The following is a 16,173-nucleotide window of genomic DNA, read 5'->3' as shown; positions in this document are numbered from 1 at the left end:
CTTTCCGGGAAATCTTTGATGTTTCGCTTGCTGCGCCTGATCATCCTTGTGATGTTTGCCTTTGTGGCGGGCATGTTGTTCGAGCGGAACAAAGCCGAAGAGATTTGCCGCAACGGGGGCGGCCTGTGGCTGTCGGATATTTGTGTCGGGGTAGAGCTTGAATGACGGATCGTGTGATTGTCGGTGCGCTTGGCGGCGCGTTTGGTGTGCAGGGTGAATTGCGCCTGAAATCCTTTTGCGCGGATCCGGCGGCGATTGCTGATTACACCCCGCTTTATACCGAAGATGGCCGCAGCTTTGCCCAATTGGTGCTGACCGGCCAGTTGAAAAACGGGTTCAGCGCCCGTCTGGACGGCGTCGTCACAAAAGAAGACGCCGACGCGCTGCGGAACACCAACCTTTACGCAGACAGAACCCGCCTGCCCTCGCTTCCTGACGATGAATATTACTATAGCGATCTGATCGGCCTGACGGTCCTTGATACCGGCGGCACGACCTTAGGAACTGTCAAGAATGTGATGGATCACGGCGCCGGTGACCTGTTGGAAATAACCATCGCAGGCCAATCCGAAACCGTCTTGCTGCCCTTTACCCAAGAGATCGTGCCGACGGTTGATTTGAGTGCCGAAAAAATCATTGTAAACCCGCCGCAGGGTAGCCTGCCGGACTAATCCGGCCGATCGACTGCTGGTGGCCGCTGTGCGGACAGAGCGGACGTTTGCTGCTTTCATATCGATGTCCGCTTTTCAGCAGTAGGGCTGATTTGCGCAAGCAAACGAGGAATAGATCCAGCGCCACATAAGCTTAACCCCAATCGCTTGAAACCAACTAACGCGCATCCTCGGCTAGTGTTACGCAGTATTGGTTGAGCGAAAACGCTCGCTCTTTGCCCTGCACATGAACCTCAGCCCTATCTATGTTGCTGATAAATCCAAGGACTGCGGTTTCGGTGTACGGTCCAGAAGGGCCCATTTTTTCACGGCCAGCGAAATATACACGTACCCAATTCGGCGCAGCGAAACTGACGTCAGACACCTTTACGGTTTCGTCAAAACCTTTGATTGTCGCTACCGCTTGCGACAACGCTTGATTATCTAGCAACATCGGATCGTGTCTGGAAAACCTATCGGGGTTTTCATGTCCAGCCCTTCGACGCTCTGCGATAATCTGTTTCTTCATCTTGTCGGGCCGTTTCTTGTAGCGGGACTTATGTGTGGCCTCCAATTGCAATCCATCATTGTTCCGCATCGTCCATACCGGTCCTCCAATCGTTACGCCGTTGGAAAACTCGAGCTTTAAACTGCTGGCCCATGGGGCATAACCAAAACCGGCCATGGCAGCATTTTCGACTTTTGGCCTTAGTGTGTCATGATCCAAGCCTTTCACCGATGTCCCAATCACGGTCCGGAGCAGTTGTGACAACAGCACCTCCGTTTCAACTTCTGACGGATCGACAGCTACTGCATCTGCATCGGTTGTGTCTTCAAATTCTGAGTGGAGCCACCGCCGCAGTCTTTCTTTGCCATGGATCACCTCACCATTTAGGTCGTTTCCTTCGACAGATCCACTACCCAAGGTTGCCAATGCAAACCCAAGCAAGGTCGCGCTTTTCCATTCGTCTTCGCTGCTAAATGCTAATTCAAAACCTAGATCACATTGCGGAAATCCGCACTGCTGCAGTCTTTTGATGGAAAAATCTTCCGGGTCCTCTGCATCATCATCTTCTTCGGTCCAAAAAAAGACTTCACAACCTGCTTCCCTATCGTCCACTTCGATGGGTAGAAAACCGTTTTCGGTTAAGGGTTTCCAGTTAGGTGCTAGCTCAACGACAAATCCTTCATCTTTAAGAACGGCCTCGATATCGGACGCCTTAGGAAGAAGGTTTCTTCTGATCACGCCAAAAAGTGAGTCCGACATGCTGCGACCTCGCGATATTATTTAGCCTAGACAGTCAATCATAACAGTCGTTCATGCAAGACGCAGCATCCGCAACAATGGGTTCATTGTAGACCTCAATCAGTTGCGCTTTCATCATGGAGCAAGCCAATGTGATGAAATCAAAACTTACGGATGTCGCTGCAACAGGCCGCGACAAGACATCTGGTTGATGCGTGTGTCGCAGAACCCCGCACGACATATCCGACCGTTTTCTTATCCATCACGATCCCGTAAGAAACCCGCATGACTGACAAGATCCCAAAATCCGCAGGCCGCATTGCTGTCCGCCCGACGTTGCAACCACGTGAGTTGATGACCGAGACACCCGCGTTGGCCGGCTCTTGGACCGCGCAGATCCTCACGCTGTTCCCGCAGGCGTTCCCCGGTGTGCTGGGCGAGAGCCTGACCGGCAAGGCGTTGCAGGACGGTCTGTGGCAGTTGCAGACCTATAATCTGCGCCAATACGGGATCGGCAAGCACCGCAATGTGGATGACACCCCGGCAGGCGGTGGCGCGGGCATGGTCCTGCGCGCCGATGTGCTGGAGGCCGCGATTACAGAGGCCCGTCAAGGTGCCCGCGGCGTGATGCCTTTGGTCTATTTGTCGCCGCGTGGCCGCCGGTTTGATCAGGCGATGGCCCGCGACTGGGCCCGGACGGATGGGGTCACCCTGCTCTGCGGTCGGTTTGAGGGCGTTGATGAACGGGTGTTGCAGCATTTCGGCATTCAAGAGGTCAGCCTGGGCGATTTTGTGATGACCGGCGGCGAGATCGCAGCGCAAGCGATGATCGACGCCACAGTCCGCCTGCTGCCCGGCGTGCTTGGCAATGCCGATAGCGCGGTTGAGGAAAGCCATTCCAGCGGACTGCTGGAGCACCCGCAATACACCAAGCCCGCAGAATGGCAGGGCCATGCGATCCCAGAGGTGCTGCTATCCGGCAATCACGCAAAAATCGCCGCATGGCGGCGCGCGATGTCCGAAAAGATCACGCAAGAGCGGCGGCCGGATATGTGGGCAGGCTACGACGACGGGTCTGGTTCAAAATAGGGATGCGGGCGGAGTGACCGCCCGCACCTTGATCTTATTCCTCAACCGTCGTGATTCCGCTGAATATATGGCTGACATCAAAACCGGAGTCGCCGGGGTTAATGCCGTGGCATGTAAAGCAGCCTTCACGATCGCCCGACCCGTCAAAATCGGCCTGCTGGAAGGTCTCCATCGTGGTGTTTGCCATCGCAGGCGTCCCCGCGATCTGGCTGACATCATTGCCTGTTGGGAACATCCCGTTATGCCCCCAGCTTGACCCTGTCAGAATGTAATTGCGGCGCGGATCGCTGATATCTGCGTCACCATAGGCCGCATTGAGCGCTGCAAGAACAGCTGTATTGGTCGAAATCACCATGCTGTTGTTATCAGCCGCACTGGCCGTGCTGGGATCGCTGCCCCACGGGTTCAAGCGGTTCACATTGGTGGGTGTGTCCAATGGGGCGCCCCCGGCAGAGGGGCTTGGCACGATGATATCCGGTCCCCCCTCAACCGCACGCGTTACAGCATATTCCCGAATGGTGGGTGCGAATGTGCCATCTGACAGCAACCACATGTCATTCGGCGTGTCGGACAGATTGGTGAATTCAGCGATATCCCCACTCGCGTTGACATAAGGATAGGTCACGTCCGGGGCATTCCCCACATGTTCAAACGTTGCCCAGATCATTTCGGGGTGATCCGCCACAGAGCCGACAACATGCATCCCAATCATTGCCAGATCGACTGTTTCTTCGCCAGTTTGCGACCAAGTCCCGTCATCATTCGGCCCATAGACCGGAACCGTCCCCGATTGCTGAATGTAGTCCCCGGGCGCCGCAAGGCTGTCAGCCCGCACCCAGGATGTTTTCAGCTCCATCGTCATGGCAAGGTAATCAATTGCCGCTTCGGCTGCGCGCAGTGATACGGGCGCGCCACCCGTCGGCGATTCTGCATCCTGTTCCACCTCTGATACATCAGAGCCGAAGCCACTTGGTAAGGCAATGAATTCCGAGCAGAACAAGTTTGATAGCAAAGCCGCTTCGATCCGGGTCTGGCTACCGGACCCGCCGAAATAGTCATTCTCGATACCATAGGCGATGGCGACGCATGACTCTGCCCGGTTTTGTAGGAACTGGTTGAATAAGGGGCTATCCGCCGCGTTATTTGCGGCCACAACATAGCCATAGGGCCGACTGACATGGATATCGTAGTAGACAAGATCGCTTTGGCTTTCGGTTTCTGTATCCACCTCAAAAAACAGCACGCCATTGGTAAACCCGGCCTGCCCGATACTATCGATATTCTTTTCATCCCGGGCCAAGGGGGTTAGGTTGATCTCCGTCGCACCTTGCGGAACAAGCGTGTCAAAACCTTCAAGCCGATAGAAAAATTCACTGGCAAAGACATAATCAGTGTCGCTGCTGGGCGGGCCGGGGTTTGTCGGTATTTCTGCCACATCGTCCACCGAAGAGGTCAGCCAAAGGAACATCTGCGCGCTCCATTTGTGAAAGGCGCAATCTGTAGGCTGGTCGGTGCTGTCCGTAAATGCAGGGCCGTCCGGCGGAAAGATATAAACCAAGCCGCTATCGGTTGCATAAACCGGGCCTAAGGACATTCCAGCCAGTGGATTACCCGCCGTGTTCGGGAAAGTGATTTTTGTCCAGTCAGCATCAAACGTCGTTTGCGTTAAGGCGCAGGTCTGTGCAGCGTCCATAGGATAGGCTGCCGTGCCGTTTTCATGGCTATCAGCATAGGAGAGCGTGCCACAGGCAAGAGTCAGAATTGTACAGGTTGAAACTAATTTATATGAATACATCGGAATACCTCATGCGTTGCTGCCATCAAAATTTCAGGGTGGCGATACCGGGTGTGCAGATAGCCTAGGCGTGTCCATATCGACTGGTCAATATGCAACCCTCAGTTGTATTGATATAATTTAATCTCCCAACGATCATCACTCCGTTGCTGCGCCGAACCTCTTGTCAGGCAGAGCCTGATCGCCTATACGCGCGCAATGCTTGGTCAGTACGCTGATTCCGGGCGTTGGTTTATGGAACCACTGGAGCATGAGCGGATCTGCGTTGATCCTGTCTCACCAGAAAGGCCGGACAGCCACAAGAAAACAAAAGATGACGCATCTCTGGCGGGCGGCAGGACCGGACCCGAGAACGACCAGAGCTCTACGGCACGACATAAACATTGCGGCCCACCGCAAGCATATCAAAGGAGCCGTCAGATGGATCTGATTGCACAACTCGAAGCGGAGCAGATTGCGACGCTGGGGAAAACCATCCCCGATTTCAAAGCGGGTGACACCATCCGCGTTGGTTACAAAGTGACCGAGGGCACCCGCACCCGTGTGCAGAACTACGAAGGTGTCTGCATCGCCCGCAAGAACGGCAAAGGCATTGCCGGGTCTTTCACTGTGCGCAAGATTTCCTTTGGTGAAGGCGTTGAACGGGTTTTCCCCCTCTTCTCCACCAATATCGACAGCATCGAAGTCGTCCGTCGCGGCCGTGTCCGCCGGGCCAAGCTGTATTACCTGCGCTCGCGTCGTGGTAAATCCGCACGTATCGCAGAAGTCACCAACTACAAAGCACCCAAGAGCGCCGAAGCGTAAGGACGGGACCCATGAAAAAAGAAATTCACCCCGATTACCACATCATCGACGTCAAAATGACTGATGGCACCGTGGTCCAGATGAAATCCACATGGGGCAAAGAAGGCGACACCATGTCGCTGGACATCGACCCTTCCGTGCACCCGGCATGGAATGGCGGTTCGACCCGTCTGATGGATGCCGGTGGCCGCGTGTCGAAGTTCAAAAACAAATACGCCGGTCTGGGCTTCTAAATCCACCCGCAGATTTGATGGCAAAGGCCACATGCAAACGCATGTGGCCTTTTTCGTTTTCGGCCTGCGCGCATTAAGAGAGTCTTCGCAGTTGAGCCCTAGGGTCGCGGCGATCAACAAACACGAGTCCTCCGATGCAAAAACTCGCCGATATGTCGCTAAAGCTCCGCCTTGCCATTGCAATGATCCTGATGCTGGTCACCGTTTGCGTGGTGCTACAGTTCATCGCCTCGCGACTAGCCAAAGATTACTTACTACAGGATGCGCAGGTCCGGCAGGATATCTCGCTGCGCGTGATGGCCACCCTTTTTGAAGATACGTTTACTGGACTGGATGTCCGCTATGCGTCCGACGGCACAATCAGCCGCGCCATATGGGGTGATATTCCGGCCATCGACAGCCATGATCTTATTGATCAGGTCGGCAGCGTCTCGGGCGAAACCGCTACGCTGTTTGTCTGGGATACAAGCGAAAATGACTATCGCCGTGTCACCACGAATATCATCAAACCAGATGGTCAACGCGCCGTTGGTACCTATCTAGGACAACAAAACCCCGTTTATGCGGCGATCCAACGCGGTGAAACCTTCCGGGGTGAGGCGGTGATTCTCGGTAAACCCTATCTGACAATTTACCAGCCGGTCTTTGATGGCTCCCGCAACGTCGTCGGTATACTTTATGTCGGCGTGGAACGCACAGTCATTGACGCGGCGATCGCAGGCCAGCAATCCACCATGTTGATGGCGTCGCTGATTGTCACTGGGTTAGGCGTCGTGGCCATTCTATTCCTGACAGCACGCATGCTAAGTCCGATTTCAGCGGTCTCTGCCGCGATTGCACGGATTGCCGGGGGTGATCTGACAACGGATGTGCCCCATGATGGGCAAGCGCATGAAATCGGCGAAATCGCGACCCGCGTCAGCATGTTCAAGGTTGATCTGCTCCGCACCCGCGAGCTGGAACAAGAGCGTCAGGTCGCCCAGCAAGAACAATCAAAGGTGATGGAAATTTTGCGCGACGGGCTGGCGCGTCTAGCGCAGCGTGACCTGACACATCGGATTGAATCCACCGCGGCTAATCCGTTTCCAGCGGATTATGATGCGCTGCGGCAGGACTTTAACGCGGTGGTCGACAGCCTGTCCAGGACCGTGTCTGACATTGATGACATCGCGGCAGAGGTGACATCCGCCGCAACTGGCATCGCCTCCATGTCCGACACATTGGCGCGGCGTGTGGAAACGCAGGCCGCCACACTGGCCGAATCGTCTGCGACGCTGGGCAGCCTCAGTGATACGGGCAAGCAGATTGCCGATAAGGCGGCGAATGCCGATGACATGGCCCGCAAAAGCCTGAACCTGTCCACGCAAAGCCGCAAAGATCTGGAAGAGGCCACCCGCGCGATTAAAGAGATCGAAAACTCCTCTGGCCAGATCAACCAGATCATCGCGGTGATTGAGGATATCGCCTTTCAAACCAACCTGCTCGCGTTGAACGCTGGGGTTGAGGCTGCGCGCGCAGGTGAGGCTGGCAAAGGCTTTGCCGTGGTCGCATCAGAGGTGCGTGGGCTGTCCAAACGTGCCACCGATTCCGCCCGTGAAATCCGCACATTGATCACCGCCAGCCAGTCCAAAATCAGCGATGGCACCAGCCTGGTGCAGACAACGGCCACCTCATTGGAACAGCTGCTTGCGCAGGTCGAGCAGATGGGATCACTGATTCAAGATATTGCTGGATCTGTAAAAAGCCAAGCAGTTGGCCAGTCAGAGGTCAGCGCGGGCGTGCAGCAGCTTGACCATATGACGCAGGAAAATGCGGCGCTCGGGGAAGAGGCAAACGCGGCTGGTGTTACCCTGAAGTCCGAAGCGATGCAGCTGTCAGATACGCTGCGACAGTTCAAGACAGCAGGCAAACGTCAAAGGGCAAACCCACGCGCAGCATAAGACATGCAGTCATTCTGCCATATGAACATGAGGCGGTTGGATTTGGGAAATGCACAAAGTGTTTCGGGGAAATCTTGGCGTCGCCTGTGCGCTGGCCCTCGCCCCTTGGCTCAAACGCGACAAGGCGGTCCGGGGTGTTTCAGGCTCTAACCACATAGCTTTCCCATAACGACAGGTGCCGCAATACCATGCGACTAACGGAACCAGTGCCTGCCGTGACGAAACTGCGCGAAGGCATCAATCGCAATTGATGCCTTCATGTCTTGGTTAAATCAGGCGCTTTGTGCCCGTCCGCCGCGTTGACCACCGCGCCGGCGCTTGGCGCCGCCCGGTTTGCCTGCACCTGCCCCCGGTTTTGCGGCAGATTGGGCAGGCTTGGCACCGGACCGCTGTCCGCCACCCCCACCGCTGCCACCACGCCCGCGTCGGCCACCGCCGCCACCGCCACCATTGGGGCGTTTCTTCTGCCCCGGCTGGATTTCCCACCGGCGACCAGAGGCAACGGGGATCACCTCTTTCATTGTCTTTTCGATGTCCTGCAATTCGATCATCTCATCCGGGGCGACCAGCGCCACCGCAGCGCCATCGGCACCTGCGCGTGCGGTCCGACCGATCCGGTGGACATAGTTTTCAGCCACATTCGGCAGATCATAATTATACACATGGCGCACATCGGGAATATCGATCCCACGGGCGGCCACATCTGTAGCAACCAGCACGCGAACCTTACCGGCCTTGAAGGATGCGAGCGCACGGTCACGCTGTCCCTGGCTTTTATTCCCATGGATAGAGGCCGCCGCGAAACCCTTGTTCTCAAGCACTTTATACAGCTTTTCACAGCCGTGCTTGGTCCGGCCAAAAATGATCGCACGCTCATCACGGTGGGCATCCAGCAGCTCAACCAGCAGGTCCAATTTGGCCGCCTGTGCCACGAAATGTACCGATTGGTTGATCTTTTTCACAGCCTGTCCCGGCGGGTTCACCTGCACGCGAACGGCATCCTTTAGGTAGGTATCGGCCAGCTCGCTCATCAATTTCGGCATCGTGGCCGAGAACATCATGGTCTGGCGGTCTTTTGCCAAAAGCGGCGCAATCTGACGCAAGGCATGGATAAAGCCCATGTCCAGCATCTGATCCGCTTCGTCCAGTACAAGATAGATCGTTTCATCCAGACGCACGGCACGGCGATCCAGCAGATCGATCAGACGGCCCGGCGTGGCGACCAGAAGGTCAACCCCGCCCGCCAGCCGCTTGGTCTGGCCGACAATGCCAGCTCCGCCAACAACCAGCGCCACCTTCAGGTGGCTGCCCTTGGTATAGGCTGTCAGATTGTCGGCGATCTGTTTTGCCAGCTCGCGGGTGGGGGCAAGGATCAGCCCGCGCACAGATTTCGGGCCCGGTTTCACACCAGCCTTCAATAATGCGTGGATCATCGGCAGACCAAAGGCCGCTGTCTTGCCCGTGCCCGTCTGGGCCAGCCCCATCACATCACGGCCGTTCATAGCGTGCGGAATGGCTTGTGTCTGGATCGGGGTCGGGTCGGTGATCCCCTGTTCTTTCAGTACGTTAATCAATCGGGGCGCAAGGCCCAGCATGTCAAAATCCATTGACGGATATCCTGTCTTTTGCAGACCATCGGCCCGCACATGTTACTTGGCGCGCGACAAAAGCCGACGCCGTTGGCAAGGTTACGCCGCAATGCTGACGCCCCGCGACCGTAGTGTCCGGGCGCCGATCCGGCGCTGGACCCCTCGCGTGATGATGGGAACCTGATGATGCAAGCGATGCTGTTGTGGATGGATCGCCATCCTGCGCTGCTCACGCGGCAGCCTGCATCGGTTATGTCGCAGATGCGCTTTTGTGGCACATCTGTCAAGGGTGCACGCAAAATGACGCCACGCCCCGGCAAGCGCTTTCCCTCACCAAAAGAGGTCCATATAAGGCGGGAAATCGGGGAATGTCAGGACGGGCCGCGTGGCGCATATTATCGTTGTGGGCAATGAAAAGGGCGGCGCAGGCAAGTCGACCGTGTCAATGCATGTGGCAACTGCGTTAGCGCGGATGGGTCACCGCGTCGGCACGCTGGATCTGGATTTGCGCCAGAAAACGCTGGGGCGTTACATCGCCAACCGGATGGCCTTTATGAAAAGCGCAGGGCTGGAACTGCCTACCCCGGATTACGCCGAGCTGCCAAATCTTGATCCCGCCAGCGTCCCTACAGGTGCCAATTTGCAAGACTTGCGCCTGTCGATGGCAGTGGAAGAGCTGCACAAGGTCTGCGATTTCGTCCTGATCGACTGCCCCGGTTCGCACACCCGGCACAGCCGCATGGCCCATGCGATGTCGGACACGCTGATCACACCATTGAATGACAGTTTCGTCGATTTTGACCTGCTCGCACAGGTCGATGCCGAAGGCGAAGAGATCGTGCAGCCCTCTGTCTATTCCGAAATGGTGTGGAGCGCGCGACAGACCCGTGCGCAGGCAGGCGTCGACCCGATCGACTGGGTTGTGGTCCGCAACCGGCTGGGCACCACCGCGATGATCAACAAGGAAAAGATGCAGCGCGCGCTGGAAAAGCTGGCTGGCCGCATCGGATTTCGGACCGCACCCGGCTTTAGCGAACGGGTCGTATTCCGCGAATTGTTCCCGCGCGGCCTGACCTTGCTGGACCTGCGCGATGTGGGCGTGACCAGCCTGAGCATGTCCAACCTTGCCGCTCGGCAGGAACTGCGGGACATGATCAAAGCGCTGAACCTGCCGGGTGTGACCGCAGATTTCTGACCTTTCGCTTCCCGGCTGTGCCGCTTACCTTCGTAAAAAAGCGGGAGCAACGGTATGTATCGGTTATGGGCGTTAGAACGGTTCACCACATTTGCGCTGGTCTGCGTTCTGACGGTCCTGTGTTTCATCATCGGGTTCTGGGTGCCTTGGGTGTTCGTCCTTTGCGCCATTTTCGCCGCGCTCAGCCTGTTGGGCATCCGTGATCTGCGCCAGCCCAACCATGCGATCCTGCGCAATTATCCCGTGCTGGGCCATATGCGGTTTCTGTTCGAAGGTATCCGCCCCGAAATTCGGCAATATCTGATTGAAAGCGATCAGGACGAACAGCCGTTCAGCCGCGAGCAACGCTCGCTCGTTTATCAGCGCGCGAAAGGTGCCGAAGACAGCCGCCCTTTTGGCACACGCGAAGCGGTGTATGAGGCAGGCTATTCATGGCTGACCCATTCGGTCGCGCCGGTGCATTTCGACACCTATGATTTTCGGGTGCGGATTGGCGGACCCGATTGCACCCAGCCTTATGATGCGTCGCTCTATAACATCTCGGCCATGAGCTTTGGCGCACTGTCGGCCAATGCCATCCTGGCGCTGAATACCGGGGCGAAACTGGGCGGGTTTGCGCATGACACCGGCGAAGGCGGGATCAGCCGTTATCACCGGGAACCGGGCGGCGATTTGATTTATGAAATCGGATCGGGTTATTTCGGGTGTCGGCATGACGACGGGTCGTTCAACCCCGACAAATTTGCAGAACAGGCCGCCAGCGATCAGGTGAAGATGATCGAACTGAAGCTCAGCCAAGGGGCCAAGCCGGGCCATGGGGGCGTGCTGCCAGCCTCCAAAATCAGCCCTGAAATCGCCGAAGCGCGGCACATCCCGATGGGTGTCGATTGTGTTTCGCCCGCTGCGCATAACGCTTTTTCCACGCCAATCACTCTGATGGAATTTATTGGCCGCCTGCGCGAACTGTCACAGGGCAAACCGGTCGGGTTTAAACTGTGCATCGGACATCGGCGTGAATTCATGTGTATTGTCAAGGCGATGCTGGAAACCAGGATCATGCCGGATTTCATCATCGTGGACGGGACCGAAGGTGGCACCGGGGCCGCCCCGCTGGAATTTGCCAACCATGTGGGCATGCCGATGGTCGAAGGGCTAAGCTTTGTCCATAACACCCTGCGCGGCGCGGGGATCCGCGATCACATCAAGATCGCGGCGGCGGGCAAGCTCGTCAGCGCCTTCGATATTGCCCGCGCGATGTCGCTGGGGGCGGATTGGTGCAACTCTGCCCGCGGCTATATGTTCGCGATTGGCTGCATTCAGGCGCAGGCCTGCCATACCAACCATTGCCCTGTCGGGGTCGCCACGCAAGACCCGCTGCGCCAGCGCGCGTTGAATGTCGGGGATAAAAGCCAGCGGGTGGCGCGGTTTCACGCCAACACCATGCGGGCGCTTGGCGAAATGGCCGGGGCAGCAGGTCTGCACGACCCGCGCGAATTCCTACCCTATCATTTCATGACGCGGCGCAGCGCAGCGACGGGCAAATGACCGAAGCGGCTGATGTCTACACCTATCTGCCCGAAGGCTTCCTGCTGGATGACAGCCCCGATCAACACGGGTTCAAGGAACGCTGGGGCCGCGCCAGCGCCCATAGTTTTGCCCCACCAGAGGGGCGCGGGTAACAAATCCTGACACAGGATTTGATCGCTCAAGCCTTGCGCGGGGGCGTCTTTCCAGCGATCCGCATGAACAGGCTGACGCGCGGGGTGGTCGCCGTTTCGGACCGCGACCTTGTACGCAGAACCGGGGTGTTTTCCGATGCACCGCTGCGGCTTTCGCGCAGCACGATATAAAGACCGCTGGCAATGATGATTGCAGCGCCCAGCGCTGTTGGCCCATCAATCGTTTCGTCAAAGAACAGCAGCCCGAACCCCGTAGCCCAGATGATCTGGCTATATTGCATCGGTGCAATAATCGCCGCCTCGCCCGCCTGATAGGCGGCAATAACCAACCGGCTTGCGATCCAGGCAAAGAGCGCGATGATCGCCAGCATGCCCAAATGCTCCACCGGCATTGGCTTGTAAACGAACGGCAGCGCGCAGGCCATCAGCACGAAATTCGCAACCATCGGATACAGCAGCATGACCACTGGCCGTTCCTCTGACCCGATCTTGCGCACGATGATCGACGCAAGCGCGCCACCGATGGCCGCCGCGAGGGCCGCCAAATGCCCCAACGACAGTACCGTTTGTCCGGGGCGCAGCACCACCAAAACCCCGATCAGCCCCACGATCACCGCCAGCCAACGGCGCAGGCGTACCTTTTCGCCCAGCACCGGGATGGCCAGCACCGTGATCAGCAAGGGCGAGGCAAAGAGGATCGCATAAGTCTGCGCCAGCGGCAGCACCGAAAAGGCGTAAAAGGCCGACACCCCCGTGACGACAGCCGCCACCGTGCGCAGGGCAAGCCACCACGGGTGGACCGGCACCAGCGTGCCCGGCTTGGCATCCTGCATCAACATCACCGTCGCCAGCGGAAAGCTGAGCAGCACGCTGAAAAACACGATCTGGATTGGGGAATAAAGCCCGCCCAAAATCTTGACGATCACATCATGTGTCGCAAAGACTCCAAAAGCGATCAGCGCGAACACAGCGCCCTTTGCGTTGGATGACATGGGTCGGACCTTTCGCAACTAGGTGTCTGCACAGCAAAACGGGAACAGCCCACATGTCAAGCAAAGAGGTTACAGCGCAATAAATGTCGCGGGCGTCAGCCCGCCCGCGACCAAACTTAACGCAAGTCGCGGCCGTTACAGTGAGGCGTCAAGCGCCCCAAGGATCGCATCACCCATCTGAACCGTAGAGAGCGGTGTGCCCCCTTCCGGCCCCATCAGATCGCCAGTGCGCGCCCCATCGGCCAGCACTTTTTCAATTGCCGCTTCCAGCCTGTCAGCCTCGACCCCTTGGTCAAAGGAATAACGCAGCGCCATCGCAAAGGACAAAATACAGGCAATCGGGTTCGCCTTGCCCTGCCCTGCAATATCGGGCGCAGAGCCATGGACCGGTTCATACATCGCCTTGGGACGGCCATTTGCCATCGGCAACCCGAGCGAGGCAGAAGGCAGCATCCCCAGTGATCCGGTCAGCATAGCCGCACAATCCGACAGGATGTCGCCAAACAGGTTGTCAGTATAGATCACGTCGAACTGTTTCGGCGCGCGCACCAGCTGCATCGCGCCATTATCGGCATACATGTGGCTCAGTTCGACCTCTGGATAATCCTTGTGGACCTCTGTCACCACGTCGCGCCACAGGATGCCGGATTCCATTACATTGGCTTTTTCCATCGAACACAGCTTTTTGCCGCGCTTCATCGCCAGTTCAAACGCCGCCCGCGCGCCGCGCTCAATCTCGGCTTCGGTATAACGCTGGGTGTTGATCCCGACGCGCATGTTGTCTTCCATATGGATGCCACGCGGTTCGCCGAAATAAACGCCAGAGGTCAGCTCGCGGACGATCATGATGTCCAGCCCGGCGACGATATCCTTTTTCAGCGAGGAAAAATCAGCCAATGCGTCAAAACACTGCGCCGGGCGCAGGTTGGCGAACAGGTCCATTTCTTTGCGCAGGCGCAAGAGGCCGCGCTCTGGCTTCACGCTGAAATCAAGGTTGTCGTATTTCGGGCCACCGACAGCCCCCAGCAGCACCGCGTCCACATCCTGCGCCTTGGCCATCGTGTCATCATGCAGCGGCACACCATGCGCATCATAGGCGGCACCGCCCACCAGATCCTCGGACACGTCAAAGCCCAATTGGCGCTTTTCACCGAACCAGCCGATAATGCGCTTCACCTCATCCATGACTTCGGGGCCGATGCCGTCACCGGCGAGGATCAAGAGAGATGGGTTGGACATGTGCGAATTCCTTAGCTTTTTGATCGTGAAATGGCGTAGCCCGCAACCGGCAAATGTTCAAGCCACATGCACCGCTGCACCCCGATCACAGGCAAATGAATTGACGAAACGGCAGATATATCCTAATCGGCGCACAGCATTTCGCGTACTGCCGGGATCACCTCTGTGCTGCCCCGCTGCGGAACATGCGTTTCCAATCCGATGGACCCCTGTGATGACCCTTGATCTGCTGCAAGACGATTGTCGGCAATGCGCAGCCCTGTGCTGCGTCGCGCTCGCCTTTGACAAATCGCTGCAATTTGCCAGCGACAAAGACGCAGGCGTGCCTTGTCAGAACCTCACCCCGGATATGCGCTGTGGCATTCATGCGAAACTGGCAGAGGCCGGATACCCCGGCTGCGTCGCCTTCACCTGCCACGGTGCCGGACAGCGGGTGGTGCAAGACTGCTTTGACGGCCGCGACTGGCGCAGCGATCCGGCTCTGTTGCCGCGTATGATGGACAGCTTTCAGGCCATGCGAAAATTACACGCGCTGATCCTGCTTTTGACCGAAGCATCGCGCCTGCCACTTTCAGACTCTTACCAAGATATCATAGACCAGCATCTGGCGCGCCTGTCACCGGATGGGCCAATAACCGAAGACTGGCTGAACGACCGCGACATGCCCGCACTGGAAAAAGAGGTTCACCAGTTTCTGCGCAGCCTCGCCCCTGCCCTGCAAGAGGGCGGGCGATCATGACACAAGCGGTTTCAACCCGTCCGCCAGTAGATCCCAGACCCGCCTGATGCGCGGCGTCTGGCGCATTGCCTCATGTGCGGTCAGCCAGATAGGCAATGTTGGAAGTGGGAAATCCAGCGGAACCTCGCACAGCAGCGGATCGGCATCGCCAATCACCCTCTGGGCAAAGCCAATACCGCATCCGGCCCGTACCAGTTCCCAATAGACGGATGTGTTATCACAGCGCGTCTTGAAAAACACGCGTGTCACCGTCTGCCCGCCGGCAAGAAATCCTTCGATGATCGCAGGGTTTGCATCAAAGCCCACGAAATCGTGCTGCATCATCTCGTCCAAGCTCTGTGGCATACCCCGTTCAGCCAGATAGGTTTTGGCCGCGTAGATGGCCAAAGGGATGTCACCCAGATGTTGGGTAATCAGGTCCAACTGGGTGGGTCGGTACATACGCACCGCGATATCTGCCTCGCGATACAGCAGGTTATGGCTGGCGTCGCTGGGCACAAGCTCAATTTCAATCTGTGGTTCCAACCTGCGGATATGGGCAATGATTGCTGGCAAATGCACGACCGAGGCCGCCACGCTCGCCGTGATCCGCACCGTGCCCGCCAGTTGTGCCTGCTGCCCCGCCGCCGTCAGCGTGATCTGCTGCATCGCATCGCGCATCCGCCGCGCCGGTGCGATCAGGGCAGCCCCTGTTTCCGTAAGGGCAAGGCCCCGCTGTTGGCGATGGAACAGCTCTGCTCCCAACTGGGTCTCAATCGACTTGATTTGGCGGCCAAGCGTCGGCTGACTGCTGCCAAGCTGTCGCGCAGCAGCAGACAAGCTGCCCCCTTCTGCGACGGCCAGAAAGGCTTGCATCAACGACCAATCCAAAGAAGGAAGCGGTTTATCCATTCATTTATGAATACATGATCTGCAAATTATCGCAATTTCATTCCCTTGGCGAATAGGTCAATTTTCGACTTATCAGCAAAAGGGCGCATAAG

The 16,173-nt window shown here is 57.4% G+C and carries 14 protein-coding genes and 1 pseudogene; 9 read left to right on the top strand and 6 right to left on the bottom strand.

The window, feature by feature from the left end:
• Window positions 1-18: 18 nt before the first annotated feature.
• Entirely contained in the window at window positions 19-165 is a 147-nt protein-coding gene (locus ACJ5NV_RS03375; RefSeq protein ID WP_411642209.1) for a hypothetical protein, read from the top strand.
• Window positions 162-671, top strand: coding sequence for a ribosome maturation factor RimM (rimM, locus tag ACJ5NV_RS03370; RefSeq protein ID WP_411642208.1), 510 nt, complete (start codon window positions 162-164; stop codon window positions 669-671). The genes ACJ5NV_RS03375 and rimM overlap by 4 nt, the downstream gene beginning before the upstream one ends.
• Window positions 672-828: 157 nt before the next feature.
• Here rimM and ACJ5NV_RS03365 read toward each other — a convergent pair whose 3' ends face one another.
• Window positions 829-1,917, bottom strand: a complete 1,089-nt coding sequence (locus ACJ5NV_RS03365; protein ID WP_411642207.1) for a hypothetical protein — start codon at window positions 1,915-1,917, stop codon at window positions 829-831.
• A 264-nt stretch (window positions 1,918-2,181) separates the two neighbouring features.
• On the opposite strand from ACJ5NV_RS03365, the gene trmD reads away from it, so the two are divergent.
• Window positions 2,182-2,985, top strand: coding sequence for a tRNA (guanosine(37)-N1)-methyltransferase TrmD (trmD, locus tag ACJ5NV_RS03360; protein ID WP_411642206.1), 804 nt, complete (start codon window positions 2,182-2,184; stop codon window positions 2,983-2,985).
• A 34-nt stretch (window positions 2,986-3,019) separates the two neighbouring features.
• Here the strand turns inward: trmD and ACJ5NV_RS03355 are convergent, their stop codons facing one another.
• Window positions 3,020-4,780 carry a hypothetical protein gene (locus tag ACJ5NV_RS03355; protein WP_411642205.1) on the bottom strand — a complete coding sequence of 587 codons (1,761 nt, stop codon included), beginning with the start codon at window positions 4,778-4,780 and terminating at the stop codon, window positions 3,020-3,022.
• Window positions 4,781-5,200: 420 nt separating this feature from the next.
• On the opposite strand from ACJ5NV_RS03355, the gene rplS reads away from it, so the two are divergent.
• The 3 genes from rplS (at window position 5,201) to ACJ5NV_RS03340 (ending at window position 7,757) form a co-directional block, all read left to right on the top strand.
• Complete coding sequence (rplS, locus tag ACJ5NV_RS03350) at window positions 5,201-5,584, top strand: 50S ribosomal protein L19 (RefSeq protein ID WP_411642204.1); 384 nt, start codon at window positions 5,201-5,203, stop codon at window positions 5,582-5,584.
• 11 nt (window positions 5,585-5,595) lie between these two features.
• Window positions 5,596-5,817, top strand: a complete 222-nt coding sequence (gene rpmE, locus ACJ5NV_RS03345) for a 50S ribosomal protein L31 (protein WP_411642203.1) — start codon at window positions 5,596-5,598, stop codon at window positions 5,815-5,817.
• A gap of 134 nt (window positions 5,818-5,951) precedes the next feature.
• Window positions 5,952-7,757: a methyl-accepting chemotaxis protein gene (locus ACJ5NV_RS03340; RefSeq protein ID WP_411642202.1), complete on the top strand. Its 1,806-nt coding sequence runs from the start codon at window positions 5,952-5,954 to the stop codon at window positions 7,755-7,757.
• A gap of 272 nt (window positions 7,758-8,029) precedes the next feature.
• Here ACJ5NV_RS03340 and ACJ5NV_RS03335 read toward each other — a convergent pair whose 3' ends face one another.
• Entirely contained in the window at window positions 8,030-9,364 is a 1,335-nt protein-coding gene (locus ACJ5NV_RS03335) for a DEAD/DEAH box helicase (protein ID WP_411642201.1), read from the bottom strand.
• A gap of 367 nt (window positions 9,365-9,731) precedes the next feature.
• Between ACJ5NV_RS03335 and ACJ5NV_RS03330 the strand changes: the two genes are divergently transcribed.
• Both ACJ5NV_RS03330 and ACJ5NV_RS03325 read left to right on the top strand, forming a co-directional pair.
• Entirely contained in the window at window positions 9,732-10,541 is an 810-nt protein-coding gene (locus ACJ5NV_RS03330) for a division plane positioning ATPase MipZ (protein WP_411642200.1), read from the top strand.
• Between the two features lie 54 nt (window positions 10,542-10,595).
• Window positions 10,596-12,220: pseudogene (locus tag ACJ5NV_RS03325) on the top strand (FMN-binding glutamate synthase family protein).
• 26 nt (window positions 12,221-12,246) lie between these two features.
• Here ACJ5NV_RS03325 and ACJ5NV_RS03320 read toward each other — a convergent pair.
• Both ACJ5NV_RS03320 and leuB read right to left on the bottom strand, forming a co-directional pair.
• Complete coding sequence (locus tag ACJ5NV_RS03320) at window positions 12,247-13,212, bottom strand: DMT family transporter (protein ID WP_411642199.1); 966 nt, start codon at window positions 13,210-13,212, stop codon at window positions 12,247-12,249.
• A gap of 135 nt (window positions 13,213-13,347) precedes the next feature.
• Window positions 13,348-14,451, bottom strand: a complete 1,104-nt coding sequence (leuB, locus tag ACJ5NV_RS03315) for a 3-isopropylmalate dehydrogenase (RefSeq protein WP_411642198.1) — start codon at window positions 14,449-14,451, stop codon at window positions 13,348-13,350.
• Window positions 14,452-14,665: 214 nt separating this feature from the next.
• On the opposite strand from leuB, the gene ACJ5NV_RS03310 reads away from it, so the two are divergent.
• Window positions 14,666-15,190, top strand: coding sequence for a hypothetical protein (locus ACJ5NV_RS03310; RefSeq protein ID WP_411642197.1), 525 nt, complete (start codon window positions 14,666-14,668; stop codon window positions 15,188-15,190).
• On the opposite strand, the gene ACJ5NV_RS03305 is transcribed toward ACJ5NV_RS03310, so the two are convergent.
• On the bottom strand, window positions 15,185-16,081 hold the full coding sequence (locus ACJ5NV_RS03305) for a LysR family transcriptional regulator (protein WP_411642196.1): 897 nt from the start codon (window positions 16,079-16,081) through the stop codon (window positions 15,185-15,187). The two genes, ACJ5NV_RS03310 and ACJ5NV_RS03305, sit on opposite strands and share 6 nt — an antisense overlap.
• Between the last annotated feature and the right edge of the window lie 92 nt (window positions 16,082-16,173).

Origin of the sequence: Loktanella agnita, from assembly GCF_046640325.1 — a bacterium.
Lineage (GTDB): Bacteria > Pseudomonadota > Alphaproteobacteria > Rhodobacterales > Rhodobacteraceae > Yoonia > Yoonia agnita.
This window is presented reverse-complemented; position numbering and strand designations above follow the sequence as displayed.